The following is a 12,505-nucleotide window of genomic DNA, read 5'->3' as shown; positions in this document are numbered from 1 at the left end:
GGCTGCGGGTCTCTGAGCCTGGAGATGGAGCGTGGCGGGGTTGGACGTCGGCGCTGCGTCACCCCTTGTCCCTCACTGGGTGAGCGCCTCGGTGCGCATCACTCGGCTCACACGCCTGCTCAATCTCCGACACGGCCCAACCGTTGCAAGCGGCCGCGAAGAGAATCGCGACGTTCTTCGTTCGCCGGTAGCTCGACGAAACGCTCGCGGTAACGCGCGAGGAGGTCGTCCTCGAGCCGGCGCACGGCACCGGGCTGGTGACGGTAGCCCATCGAACGTGAGATGCGTTCCGAGTCGACGGATTTCAGCTCGTCAGCCAGCATCGGGATCGACGTCACCTCGAGCTCCGTCAACCAGTTCGCGGCCTCGACGTACGCCTCCGGCCGGGCGAAGCCCGATGTTTCGTACCGGCCCGCGAGGAACGACGCGAGCTCGCGGGCGTCGACGCGCAACCCGTCCTCGAACCGGCCCTCACCCTGCTGCGAGAGGCCACTCGACAACGTGTCGCGAATGACGGAGAACTCACGGTCGGCGAGCTCGATGAGCCCCGCCGCCAACGTGAAACGACGATCCAGCTCATGCGCGAACTCCGCCGGCACGTCACCCTTGTACCGCGCGTCGTGCTCGAATTCCGCCCACGCGTGCTGCAGCACTGTGCGCAACTGCACCGACATGCACTGCGCCGCGTCGTACGCCGTCGCCGACGGATCGTTCGAGATCAGCATGTGACGACTCGCGTAGCCGAACCGTCCCTCGCTCGCCGTCTCACGACCCATGTCGCGATCCTCGAGCACCGTGAAGTTCTCCGCGAGCAACTGTGCGACGGGCTCGATGTCGCTGTGCACGTACGTGATGATGCGGACGCCGACCTGATCGGTGATGTCGAGCGCCGGATCGAAATCGGTGTGCCCCAACTCGCTCGCACGTCGAGCGACCTTGTCCGAGAACGATGCCGGCGACTTCGCGCGCCCCGTGATCGACAGATAGTTGATGCCGGCGTCGTCGATGATCGAACGCACCTTGCGCACCATGTCGTCCGTACGCCGCCGCGTGCGGGGATAGCGGGAGGTGTACGTCGCCATCGCGCGTTCCAGAGACCGTCGGCTCATGAAGAGCATCCAAACAGATGCAGCCCGCGCACGTCACCTGCCGGCAGCGCCCCGCGGCCGACAGGACGTCGCACTGCGCCCGACGGCCTGCCCACGTCGCCACTTCCACCACCCTGTTGCCCCGACGCTGGCGCTCCGGGCACGGCTCACGCACAGGCATTGACAGCCACCACGAGGACGCGGCGGGAGCCCACTCGATACGCTGATCGATGAGAATGACGCCGCACGTCGTGCGTCGCGCGAAAGTGAGGCACGTCCGTGGTCAACGATTCCGGTTCGAAGCGACCCCCGTCGAGGGGCGGGTCGCGTCCGTCGAACAGCGGTAGTCCCAAGGCACCCACCTCCCGGCGCCGGTGCGCGGGGCGCCCAGGGCGCGAGTCCCGCGGCGCGGCGTCGACGGGGGAGCAAGAAGAAGAGCGCGCACTCGTTACCGTTCCGCATCGTGCGCGCCGCCCTGCTCGCCCTCGCGAGCCTCGTGCTGCTGGCCGTGCTCACGTTCATCGGCCTCTACCTGTTCATCGACATCCCCAAGGCCAACGCCCAGGCGACGCAGGCGGTCTCCGTCGTCTACTACGCCGACGGCAAGACGGAGATGGGCCGCTTCACGACGACGAACCGTGACCCCGTCGAGCTGAACAAGGTGCCGATCGACGTGCAACACGCGTTCATCGCCGCCGAGGACCGCAGCTTCTACTCGAACCGCGGCATCTCCCCGACGGGCATCGCGCGCGCCTTCATCAACGACTTCACCGGTGACGGTGGCAGCCAGGGCGGCTCGACGCTGACGCAGCAGTGGGTGAAGAACTACTTCCTGACGCAGGACAAGACGGTCACCCGCAAGGTGAAGGAGGTCGTCATCAGCCTCAAGGTCGACCAGGAGATGAGCAAGGACGAGATCCTGCAGGCCTACCTCAACAACGTCTACTTCGGGCGCGGGACGTACGGCATCCAGGCTGCGTCGCAGTCGTACTTCCACAAGGACGTCTCCCAGCTGACGACTGTGGAGGGCGCGTTCCTCGCCTCCGTCGTCAACAACCCGGAGAACATGGATCCGAGCGTCGGGCCCAACTCCGAGCAGCGTGCCAACGAGCGCATGGCGTACACGCTCAACGGCATGGTCAAGATGGGGTGGCTGACGGCCGAGGAACGCAACAAGGCCGTCATGCCGAAGTTCTATCCGCGTCAGCCGATCAAGTACGCGGACGGGCCGCAGGGCTACGTCATCGCCTCCGTCCGCGGCGAACTGTCGCGCAAGCTGAAGCTCAGCCAGGAGGACATCGACCGCGGTGGTCTGCGCATCACGACGACGATCGACAAGCGCGCGCAGGACGCGGCCGTCACGGCGGTGGAGAAGCACACGCCTGACACGTTGCTCGGCAAGCTGCACACCGGCCTCGTCGCCGAGCGTGCGAACGACGGCGGCGTCGTCGCGATGTATGGCGGCGCCGACTACGACCCGGTGAAGTCGCCCTACTCGGACGCAGATCAGGCGATGCTGCAGACCGCGTCATCGATGAAGCTGTACACCGCGATCGCTGCGCTGCAGCACGGCAAGTCGGTCGACACCCAGTACAACGGCAACAACTATCTGCCGATCGGTGCCGGCAAGTACGTGCAGAACAACCAGAACGAGTCGTGGGGTTGGCAGCCGATCAGCAACATGCTCGCGTACTCGATCAACACGGCGTTCGTCCGGCTCAACCGGGAGATCGGGCCGGCGAATACGCTCGAGGCGGCGCAGGCCTCGGGCATGCCGAAGACGCTCGGGGGGATGAACGACACGAACATCCTCAACGTCCTCGGCACGGGTGACAGCCGCGTCGTCGACCAGGCGACGGGGTACAACACCCTCAACTCCGGCGGCGTGTTCCATGACCGACACCTCATCTCGACGGTGAAGTCGTTCGACGGCAAGTACTCCTACACCGTCGACACCAAGGGCAAGCGGGTGTACGACAAGGCGATCGCGGACGACCTCACGTGGGCGCTCGGCAAGACGGGTGTCTACGGCACCGCGGCGGGCGCGCAGGACGAGCTCGGGCGCGCCATGGCGTCGAAGACAGGTACGGCCTCGGGCAACAAGTACCTCTGGTTCAACGGCTTCACGCCTGGCCAGATCACGACGAGTGTCGGCATGTACTACAGCACCGACGGCAAGACGGCGCAGCCGATGCAGAATCTGCCGGGTGTGACGGCGAGCGACGTCTACGGCGCGGGTCTGCCGCGCAAGGTGTGGGTCGACTTCATGGATGCCGCCCTCGAGGGGCAGAAGAAGACGCAACTGCCCAAGCGCTCGTACTACAACGAGAACAAGCCCGAGTCGGCGTCCACGTCTGCGTCACCGACCCCGACGAAGACGTACGCCGCGCCCTCCAGCGCCGCGTCGCAGCCCTACCCGGAGCCGACGCAGTCGAACGTCCAGCCCACCCAGCCCGACGCGACGGACGCCCCAGGCCCGGCGTTGTCCGGGTCGACGGCGCCTGACGCGACGCTGCCGGCCTCCTCCAGCGCGGCTGTTTCACGTGAAACGAGCCCGCCGCAGACGGCGGCGTCATCGGCCGCCGCGAGCGGCCGGTCATCCCCGGGAGCCTCGGCGAGTCGCTGACCGGGCACCCCCGCTTAGGCTGACCCCATGACGCACACGGCCACGCCTGCGCACCCGACGACCGCTCCGAGCTCGGGTCGAGCCCCGACGCGCACCGACCCGGTGGCCGCGGAGGCCAGTCACGTCGTCGGTGGGCCGCTGGGGCGTCACGCCGTCGTCGGGCGACGCGGGTGGCGCCCGGCCGCCGCTGTCCTCAGTGCGCTGAGCGCGGTCTTCGTCGCGCTCGGGGTGCTGCAGAAGAACCACTGTGTCTCGACGGGGTGGGCGACGCCCGGATCCTTGTGGCGCGCCTGCTACTCCGACCTGCCCGTCGCCGTCGCCGCGCCCGCCGGATCGTCGCCGTGGTCGAACCCGACGATGCAGGGCCAGCCCCCGCTGACGGCACTCATCACCTGGCTCGTGCGCACGATCGTGCCCGGCGGTTCGCAGCTGCGGCTGCAGCAGGGGATGTTCGCGTGGGGGGCCGCCGTCGTCGCGTTGCTCATCGCCCTCGCCGTGTGCGCGAGTGCCGCGTCGCGACCCGACAGCCCCTGGGTGGCTGCCCACATCGCGTTGTCGCCGGTGCTCATCACGAGTGCGCTCATCTCGTTCGACGCGCTCGGTGTGGCCCTCGTCGCAGCCGGGCTGCTGGCCTGGGAGCGCTCGCGCTTCCCGCTCGCGGGGGTGGCGCTAGCGGGCGCCCTCCTGACGCGTCCGACGCTCGGCGCCGTCCTCGCGGCCGCGCTCGTCGTCGCGCTCGTGCGCGGCCACACGAAGGGCGCCCTCGCGCTCTTCGTCGGGGCGGGCGCGACGTGCGTCGCGATGTTCGCCGTCATCGCCGTGTGGGGCGGCGACCCGTTCACCGCGTTCACCGCCTGGCGCCAGCAGGGCGCCGGGTACGGCTCGCTCTGGTACATCCTCAGCTTCGCGGGCGTGACGTTGTCACCTGCCGTCCTGACGGGCCTCGCCGTGCTCGGGTGGATCGCGGCGATCGCGCTGGGGGCGATTCTCGCTCAGGGTCGTGAGCGGCTGCCGCTCGCGCCCATCGCGCTGCTCATGCTCGTCACGGTGATGCTGACGTCGCGTGCCCTGCCAGTGCAGGCGTGCTTGTGGGTCCTGCCGCTCATCGCGCTCAGCGCGCTGCCGTGGCGCGACCACCTCGTCTGGGCGGGCGCCGAGTTCGTCTACTTCATCACCGTGTGGGGGTTCATCGCGCGCGCCTCGAACATGGCGAAGGCGCTGCCCTCCGGCTGGTATTGCTTCTTCACCCTGGTGCGACTGGTCGGGCTGGTCTACCTGGTCACCGCGGCGATCCGCGCGACGCGTTCGTCGACCGTCGCGTCATCCGAGGACGGCGACGACGGCCGCCGCGCCGGCCTCACGGCTCGGCAGCACGCGAACGCCGCGTCAGCCTGAGTTCATCCACAGAGATTGGTCGCCGGTGACGGCTACGGGTAGTCTTGTGGGGTTCGTGCCGTCTCATCCACAACCTGTGGCTCCGGCGCGTGCTCCCCGACGGCTCGATGGGCCATCGTGGTGCGTGCGACGACGAGAGGGCGCGGCAACGCTGCAACCCTCCTGTCACGGAGAGACCGTGACCGCTTGAGACCAAAGGAGGTGGGTTACCGCATGCGTCATTACGAAATGATGATCATCCTCGACGGTGAGCTCGACGAGCGCACGGTCCAGCCCTCGCTGGAGAAGTTCCTCTCTGTCGTCACGAAGGACGGCGGCACCGTCGACAACGTCGACGTCTGGGGCCGTCGCCGCATGGCTTACGACATCAAGAAGAAGTCCGAAGGCATCTACGTCGTGGTCGACTTCAACGCGACCCCGGCCACCGCTGCAGAGCTTGACCGTCAGCTTGGACTCAACGAGTCCATCCTGCGCACCAAGATCCTGCGCAAGGACGCCTGAGAACTCCCCACATTCAGTAGGAGGAACCACCCATGGCGCAAGGTGACGTCAACATCACGATGGTCGGCAACCTCGTTGCCGACCCCGAGCTGCGCTACACGCCGAACGGCGCTGCCGTGGCGAACTTCCGCATCGCCTCGACCCCGCGCGTCTTCGACCGCCAGTCGAACGACTGGAAGGATGGCGAGGCGCTCTTCATGTCCTGCTCCATCTGGCGCGAGGCAGCGGAGAACGTCTCGGAGTCGCTCCAGCGCGGCTCGCGCGTCATCGTCACCGGCCGTCTGAAGTCTCGTTCGTACGAGACGAAGGAGGGTGAGAAGCGCACCGTCACCGAGCTCGAGGTCGACGAGGTCGGCCCGTCGCTGCGGTACGCCACGGCGAAGGTCAACAAGACCCAGCGCTCCGGCGGCGGCCAGGGTGGCAACTTCGGAGGTGGCAACGGCGGCGGCAACGTCAGCCAGGGCAACTTCGGGGGCAACTCCGGCGGTGGCAACGGTTTCGGCGGCAACTCGGGTTCTCAGGGCGGCAACTTCGGTGGCAGCCCGACCGACGACCCGTGGGCGACCGGTGGCAACTCGGGTGGCGGCTTCGGCGGCAACTCGGGTGGCAACGCCGGCGGCCAGCCGAACGGCTCGCAGGGCGGCGGCAACGGTGGCTGGTCCACCGGCCCGTCGTACGACGAGCCCCCGTTCTGATCGTTCCTCCTCTTCCCGGGCGTCACCACGACGATGACGCCCCACCGGCCCGGCACGCACGTGCCGGCCACTCACACACTCGCTATCCCGAGTCACCACTCGGGCTCTCATAGAAGGAGAGCACCACGATGGCAAAGCCCGTTGTGCGCAAGCCCAAGAAGAAGGCCAACCCGCTGAAGGCGGCGAAGGTCGAGAACATCGACTACAAGGACGCTGCGCTGCTGCGCAAGTTCATCTCCGACCGCGGCAAGATCCGCGCCCGTCGCGTCACCGGTGTCTCCGTCCAGGAGCAGCGCCTCATCGCCAACGCCGTCAAGAACGCGCGTGAGATGGCTCTGCTTCCCTACTCGAGCTCCGCTCGCTGATCGAGGAAAGGAACACCGACATGAAGGTCATCCTGACCCACGAGGTTTCCAAGCTCGGCACGGCCGGCGACGTCGTCGACGTCAAGCCCGGTTTTGCCCGCAACTACCTTCTGCGCAACAACCTCGCCACGGAGTGGACGAAGGGCGGCCAGAAGCAGGTCGACTCGATCACGAAGGCTCGCGAGACGCGTTCCATCAAGACGCTCGAAGAGGCGAAGTCCGTCAAGGGCAACCTCGAGAACGCCAAGGTGACGCTGAAGGCTCGCGCCGGCGAGAACGGCCGCCTCTTCGGCGCCGTCACGACCGGTGAGATCGCCGACGCGATCAAGGAAGCCGGCGCCGGTTCCGTCGACAAGCGCAAGATCGAGATCACGACGCCGATGCGTTCGCTCGGCGAGTACTCGGTGCTCGTGCGTCTGCACCCCGAGGTGCAGGCCACGGTCGACGTCAAGGTCGCCCGCGCCTGATCCTCACCGCTCCGCCCCGGCCTCGTCCGGGGCGGAGCGACGTCGAAGCCCCGCGCCACGGTTCGTCCGTGGGCGGGGCTTCGACGTGCGTGCGTCAGAGGGCGGTCGCGAGGTGCGCGTGGATGGTCGCGGCGACGCGGTTGGCGACGGACGTGCCGATCGCCATCGTCGGGGTGCGCTGCAGGATGGCGAGCGTGTGGTTGCGGCTTCCGCCGACGTGGCCGATGCTGTTGACGCGCCACAGACCGGCGTAGGGCAGCCAGCCGTTCTTCACCTGACTCGTGCCGATCGAGCCGACGCCCCAACGCTGATCCGCCGCGACCTGTCCCATGAGCGTCAGGATGTAGCCACGGTTGGCGGCGTTGAGCAGCCTGCCGCGCCAGCTGATCTCGTTCATGAGGACGATCTGGTCGTAGGCGGAGGTCGTCGTCAGACCCCAGGCTCCGGCAGCGCGCGTCGACGTCATGCCGAGGCTGTTCGCGACGGCCTGCACCGCGGGTGCGCCGCCGACGCTGCGCCACAGGTTCGTCGCCGCGTTGTTGTCGCTGACGCGGATCATCGGGGAGGCCTGGCTCTTCTCCCACGCGGTGAGGCCGCGCCCCGCCTTCTGGGCGCGCGAGCAGACGGTCGCGAGGATGAGCACCTTGACGATGCTCGCGCACTCGTTGCGGAACGGCGCGTTGTACTGCCACACCCGCATGCTGCGCCGATCGTGCACGGCGACGGACAACCCGCCGGTCGTGGATGCGTCGATGGCGTGCATCTTGTCGTAGAGCCCCACCGTGGTGGCCGAGGCCCGGTTCGCCCCGAGCGTCGAGACGGCGCCGGTGGCCCCCAGTGCGAGCGCTCCGGTGAGTGCGGTCCGGCGGCTGACGCCGTGACTCGTGAGCAGTCGATCATCGAGGTAGTGCGTCATGGGAACTCCCTGAGAGATGCCTGCGTATGACCTCAAGATAGTGGGTGAGGGCGGCCCATGGGGCATTCGCGGCCCCGCGAGCATCGGGGCCGGCGGGACCGGGGCGTCAGCCGGCGCTCTCGAGGTGCATCCAGGCGGTGCCTCGACGCCGGTGGTCGAGCACGGCCATGCGCGCGAGCAGGTAGAGCGCATACAGCACCCAGACCGCGACGAGCGGCGCCGCGGCCCCCCAGCCTGTGACGGCATCCCGCGAGGTGCTCAGTATCCACACGAGCGGCAGGTAGCCCACGAGAAGCGCCAGTTGCGCACGGGCGAGGAACGCGCCGTCCCCAGCACCCATGAGCACACCGTCGTGGACGAACAGCACGCCCGACGGTGCGCTCACGAGGGCGATGACGACGAGGGCGGCGCTCGTCGTGTGCGCGATCGTCGCATCGGAGGTGAACAGCAGGGGCACCCACCACGCGGTGACCAGCGTCGCGACACCGCCGACGAGTCCGCAGCGCCAACCCCATCGGGTGAGCGTCGCGGTCAGTTCGCGGGTGCGTGAGGCGTCACCGCGGCCCAGTGATTCGCCGACGAGCGCTTGCGCGGCGATGGCGACGGCGTCGAGCGCGAACGTCAGGAAGGTGAAGATCGTCGATGCGATCTGGTGCGCCGCGAGGGTCCCGGGGCCGAACAACCCGGCGGTGGCCGTCGTGAGGAGCAGGACGGCGCGCAGCGCGATCGTACGCACGAGGATCGGCGCCCCGGCGCGTGCCGCACCCAGGACACGTCCCGGGTGGGGGCGGACGTCGAGATGGCGCACCCGTCGGCCGATCGAGGCGAGCAGGGCGAACGCCATGAGCCACTGCGCGGCCGTGGTGCCGGCGGCCGAGCCGGCGAGGCCGGTGTGCAGACCGAGGACGAGGATGGCGTTGAGTGCCGCGTTGAGGGCGAATCCGGTGACGGTGACGAGCAGCGGCGTCCGCGTGTCCTGGAGGCCCCTGAGCAGCCCCTGCGCTGCGAGGCAGACCATCATCGCCGGGATGCCGAGGGCGCTGATCCGCAGGTATGTGACGCCGGCGTCCACGACCTCAGGCGCGCTGGTCATCGCGCGCACCGCGAGTGGCGCTGCGGCGAACGTCGCGGCGGCGAGCGGGATGCCGAGCACCAACGCGAGCCACACGCCGTCGAGGCCCGCCCCGATCGCACCGTCCTCGTCGTTCGCGCCCATGCGGCGTGCGACGAGTGCGGTTGTCGCGTAGGCGAGGAAGACGAAGATGCCGGTGAGGCTGAGCAGGACGGCGCTCGCGGCTCCGAGCGCCGCGAGCTGCGTGACGCCGAGGTGGCCGACGATCGACGAATCGGTCATGAGGAACAAAGGCTCGGCCACGAGCGTGAAGAAGGCCGGCACGGCAAGAGCGCGGATCTGGGGCCCCAGGGACTCGGTTTCCTGCACTTCTCGCGCCGCCCGTCTCATCATATGAGAAAAAATGTCCTCTCGTGCAACCGCGTCGGCGCGCCTGCTCGGCGGAGCCCCCTGACACCTGGTATTGGCCCGAAACTACGCGGAACGACGGGAAAGATCCAGGTGGGCGTCGTGGCCGCTCATCGCGCGCGGCGCGCGTCGAGTCAAGCATTTAGCGGGCGTGTCGGCAACTTTCATTTCGCACTCAGGAAACGCTCGGGCAGAGTGAAGCCTGCACCTTTGTGAGCGGGGGCTGGCGAGGGTGTGGCAGTGGCGTGCGTCTCCACCCTGGAGACGCGGTGCGCTGGAACGCGAAAACCGTAGAAAGGCTGCTCACTTGAGTACACATGCTCCCCTGCACATGAGGAGACGCGAGCGCACCGTGCGCCCGCAGCTCGCTCTTCGATCCGGCCTCGGCGCCGGGGTGGCACTCGCCATCCCGACCACCGGAGCCCTCGTCGCGGCCGCGCCCGCGATGGCCGCACCCGGCACGGGTACGACCACGCCGAGTGCGACCACACCGACCGTCAAGCCCGTCCTGTTCTTCGGCTCCCGTGGGGAAGCGGTGAAGGCGATCCAGGCGCAGCTCCAGGTCAACGCGGACGGCATCTTCGGCCCTGCGACGCTGTCGGCGGTGAAGTCGTTCCAGCGCAGCAACGGGCTGTACGCCGACGGCATCGTCGGCAAGCTGACGTGGGCGAAGCTCGCTGCGGCGACGACGCCGACGACTCCGACAACGCCGACCACTCCGACGACGCCGACCACTCCGACGACGTGCTCCGCGAACACCACGACGCTGCGCTTCGGTTCGACGCACGCGCTCGTCAAGGTGCTGCAGAGCAAGGTCGGAGTCGAGGTCGACGGCATCTTCGGGCGGGCCACGCGTGCAGGGGTCGTCTCGTTCCAGGCGCAGAACGGTCTGTACGCGGACGGCATCGTCGGCAAGCTGACGTGGTCGAAGCTGGGCTGCTCGACGACGACTCCCACGACGCCGACTCCCACGACGCCGACTCCTCCCACGGTGCCCACGACGCCGACGACGCCGGCGACGCCTCCCACGGTGCCGACGACGCCGACGACGCCTGCTCCGTCCGCGACGGCCGCGCAGATCATCGCGTACGCCAAGACGTTCCAGGGTGTGCCGTACGTGTGGGGCGGTTCGACGCCGTCGGGCTTCGACTGCTCCGGCTTCGTCTCGTACGTGTTCAAGCAGTACGGCATCACGATGCCGCGCGTCTCCGCGCAGCAGCAGGCGTACTTCCCGAGCACGACGAACCCGCAGCCGGGTGACCTGCTGTTCTACGGCTACCCGGCGTATCACGTCGCCATCTATCTCGGCGACGGCATGATGATCGACGCACCGCACCCGGGTTCCACCGTGGGTGTTCGCGCGATCTACGGCAAGCCGTCGAGCTACGCGCGCGTGCTGCGCTGAAAGACGGCGTCGAGACTGCCGCGATGGCAGGGGGTGGCGCTCGGATCCGGTCGTACCGACAGTGGGGAAGCTGACGCGGACGACGGACCGAGCGCCGTCCCACATCGTGGACAAAACTGAATGGTGAATATTTCGTCGAACATTTTTTCGAGGCTCGAAAGGATGTTCGTTTCGTGCTGCCCGGAACCATGCCGAAAGTGCCCGTCAGCCGCGTGATCACAGGAAGATCACGGGGTGCCAGAACGACATGCATGTGATTTTCGGGGTGCTTTGCGGCGACGTTCGGCTCGTGCATCCTCGACATGTCGCACCCCCGTGCGACACGTGAGCACGAGCGCCCACCGCGAGTCGACCGGCGCTCTTCGACGACGGAGCGAACCGCCATGACGAAGTACTTGCCGAAGCACCTTGCCACGCGCCACGGCCGCGTCGAGTCCGCGCGCGTCGGTGCTGCCGCAGCCCGCGGCTCCCGATCCGCCCTCGCGCTCGGCGTGGGCGCGACGCTGCCCGTCGCCGGAGCGGCTGTGATGGCTGCCCCGGCTTTCGCGGCGCAGGAGACGCCGGCGCCGGCGCCCGCTCCCACCACCTCGCCCGTGCTGACCTTCGACTCGCGCGGCGAGGCCGTCAAGACGCTGCAGGCTCGCCTCGCTCTCGTCGTCGACGGCTGGTACGGCCCGGTCACGACAGCGGCCGTCAAGGACTTCCAGCGCGCCAACCGCCTCGACGTCGACGGCGTCGTCGGCCCCCGTACGTGGGCGGCGCTCGACGCGTCGTCCGCACAGCCGAGTGCCGGCGACGTCGTCCGACGCGGCGACTCGGGCCCGCTCGTGCGCGCCATCCAGTCGAAGCTCGGGGTGAACGTCGACGGCGTGTTCGGGCCGCTCACCGAGTCGGCGGTCATGACGTTCCAGCGCTCGCACGGCCTCGGCGTCGACGGCGTCGTCGGGGCGAAGACGACGTATGCCCTCGCTCTCGCCACGGACCAGCCGACCGGTGGTGACACCGGCACCCCCGGCCAGCCGGGCGTCCCGCCGCTCGTCCACCCGGACGCGCCGTACGAGCTACCGTTCCTCAACGGCTACCCGGCGCCCATCACGCAGGGTCCGTACGGGGCGGCGAGCCATCACAAGTACTACGACAAGCACGCCGTCGACTTCGGGGTTCCGACGGGGACGCAGGTCGTCGCCTCCGCGTCGGGCGTCGTGTTCAAGACCGAGAACAACGTCACCGGTGGCAACACCGTCCTCATCAAGGACGCCTCCGGTTTCTGCATGGAGTACGCGCACCTGTCGTCGATGAACGTCGTTGCGGGGCAGCAAGTCTCGCAGGGGCAGAAGATCGCATTGTCGGGCAACACCGGCTTCTCGACGGGACCGCACCTGCACTGGGGCATCGTTGACTGCTCCTCCTACACGAGCATCAAGATCGCCGACTCGAAGGAGCTCGGCACCACCTACGTCCCGGGCACGGTCGGCGTCTCGCGCAACGGATCCTGACGGCGACACCCCACCCGGCCTGCCCGGGTGGGGTGCCTCACGTGCACTGCCGTGGCGGCGCGGCGTGGGAT

Annotated in this window: 11 protein-coding genes; 8 read left to right on the top strand and 3 right to left on the bottom strand. The window is 68.5% G+C overall.

The window, feature by feature from the left end; genetic code table 11:
- Positions 1–119: 119 nt before the first annotated feature.
- Positions 120–1,109 (bottom strand): GTP pyrophosphokinase family protein, encoded by a 990-nt coding sequence (locus HMPREF0321_RS04950; RefSeq protein WP_040014517.1) that lies wholly within the window; start codon positions 1,107–1,109, stop codon positions 120–122.
- Between the two features lie 442 nt (positions 1,110–1,551).
- Here HMPREF0321_RS04950 and HMPREF0321_RS04945 point away from each other — a divergent pair, with 442 nt between their 5' ends.
- From HMPREF0321_RS04945 to rplI, 6 genes are all read left to right on the top strand, one after another.
- Entirely contained in the window at positions 1,552–3,714 is a 2,163-nt protein-coding gene (locus HMPREF0321_RS04945; RefSeq protein WP_006944793.1) for a transglycosylase domain-containing protein, read from the top strand.
- 27 nt (positions 3,715–3,741) lie between these two features.
- On the top strand, positions 3,742–5,109 hold the full coding sequence (locus HMPREF0321_RS04940) for a hypothetical protein (protein WP_006944687.1): 1,368 nt from the start codon (positions 3,742–3,744) through the stop codon (positions 5,107–5,109).
- 213 nt (positions 5,110–5,322) lie between these two features.
- Positions 5,323–5,610: a 30S ribosomal protein S6 gene (gene rpsF, locus HMPREF0321_RS04935; RefSeq protein ID WP_038569923.1), complete on the top strand. Its 288-nt coding sequence runs from the start codon at positions 5,323–5,325 to the stop codon at positions 5,608–5,610.
- 32 nt (positions 5,611–5,642) lie between these two features.
- The gene (locus tag HMPREF0321_RS04930) at positions 5,643–6,305 is read left to right on the top strand and encodes a single-stranded DNA-binding protein (RefSeq protein ID WP_006944764.1); all 663 of its coding nucleotides are present in this window, start codon (positions 5,643–5,645) and stop codon (positions 6,303–6,305) included.
- Between the two features lie 128 nt (positions 6,306–6,433).
- On the top strand, positions 6,434–6,670 hold the full coding sequence (rpsR, locus tag HMPREF0321_RS04925; protein WP_006944621.1) for a 30S ribosomal protein S18: 237 nt from the start codon (positions 6,434–6,436) through the stop codon (positions 6,668–6,670).
- 20 nt (positions 6,671–6,690) lie between these two features.
- Positions 6,691–7,137 carry a 50S ribosomal protein L9 gene (gene rplI / locus HMPREF0321_RS04920; protein WP_006944736.1) on the top strand — a complete coding sequence of 149 codons (447 nt, stop codon included), beginning with the start codon at positions 6,691–6,693 and terminating at the stop codon, positions 7,135–7,137.
- 94 nt (positions 7,138–7,231) lie between these two features.
- Here rplI and HMPREF0321_RS14730 read toward each other — a convergent pair whose 3' ends face one another.
- Together HMPREF0321_RS14730 and HMPREF0321_RS04910 are read right to left on the bottom strand one after the other, a co-directional pair.
- Positions 7,232–8,053 carry a serine hydrolase gene (locus tag HMPREF0321_RS14730; RefSeq protein WP_006944609.1) on the bottom strand — a complete coding sequence of 274 codons (822 nt, stop codon included), beginning with the start codon at positions 8,051–8,053 and terminating at the stop codon, positions 7,232–7,234.
- A 106-nt stretch (positions 8,054–8,159) separates the two neighbouring features.
- A complete protein-coding gene (locus HMPREF0321_RS04910) occupies positions 8,160–9,494 on the bottom strand; it encodes an MATE family efflux transporter (RefSeq protein WP_254653969.1) in 1,335 nt (444 codons plus the stop codon).
- A 346-nt stretch (positions 9,495–9,840) separates the two neighbouring features.
- On the opposite strand from HMPREF0321_RS04910, the gene HMPREF0321_RS04905 reads away from it, so the two are divergent.
- Together HMPREF0321_RS04905 and HMPREF0321_RS14725 are read left to right on the top strand one after the other, a co-directional pair.
- Complete coding sequence (locus tag HMPREF0321_RS04905) at positions 9,841–10,938, top strand: NlpC/P60 family protein (RefSeq protein WP_139023553.1); 1,098 nt, start codon at positions 9,841–9,843, stop codon at positions 10,936–10,938.
- Between the two features lie 383 nt (positions 10,939–11,321).
- The gene (locus HMPREF0321_RS14725; RefSeq protein ID WP_006944790.1) at positions 11,322–12,434 is read left to right on the top strand and encodes a peptidoglycan-binding protein; all 1,113 of its coding nucleotides are present in this window, start codon (positions 11,322–11,324) and stop codon (positions 12,432–12,434) included.
- The last annotated feature ends 71 nt before the right edge of the window (positions 12,435–12,505 follow it).

Source organism: Dermacoccus sp. Ellin185 (assembly GCF_000152185.1).
In the GTDB taxonomy this organism is placed as follows: Bacteria; Actinomycetota; Actinomycetes; order Actinomycetales; family Dermatophilaceae; genus Dermacoccus; species Dermacoccus nishinomiyaensis.
Note: the sequence above shows the minus strand (reverse complement) of the source record. Positions and strands in the feature narration are given on the sequence as shown.

Excerpts from the sequence above, each read along its gene's own strand:
- HMPREF0321_RS04950 (WP_040014517.1), bottom strand. The coding sequence starts at position 1,109 with ATGAGCCGACGGTCTCTGGAACGCGCGATGGCGACGTACACCTCCCGC.
- HMPREF0321_RS04940 (WP_006944687.1), top strand. The coding sequence starts at position 3,742 with ATGACGCACACGGCCACGCCTGCGCACCCGACGACCGCTCCGAGCTCG.
- rpsF (WP_038569923.1), top strand. The coding sequence starts at position 5,323 with ATGCGTCATTACGAAATGATGATCATCCTCGACGGTGAGCTCGACGAG.
- HMPREF0321_RS04930 (WP_006944764.1), top strand. The coding sequence starts at position 5,643 with ATGGCGCAAGGTGACGTCAACATCACGATGGTCGGCAACCTCGTTGCC.
- rpsR (WP_006944621.1), top strand. The coding sequence starts at position 6,434 with ATGGCAAAGCCCGTTGTGCGCAAGCCCAAGAAGAAGGCCAACCCGCTG.
- rplI (WP_006944736.1), top strand. The coding sequence starts at position 6,691 with ATGAAGGTCATCCTGACCCACGAGGTTTCCAAGCTCGGCACGGCCGGC.
- HMPREF0321_RS14730 (WP_006944609.1), bottom strand. The coding sequence starts at position 8,053 with ATGACGCACTACCTCGATGATCGACTGCTCACGAGTCACGGCGTCAGC.
- HMPREF0321_RS14725 (WP_006944790.1), top strand. The coding sequence starts at position 11,322 with ATGACGAAGTACTTGCCGAAGCACCTTGCCACGCGCCACGGCCGCGTC.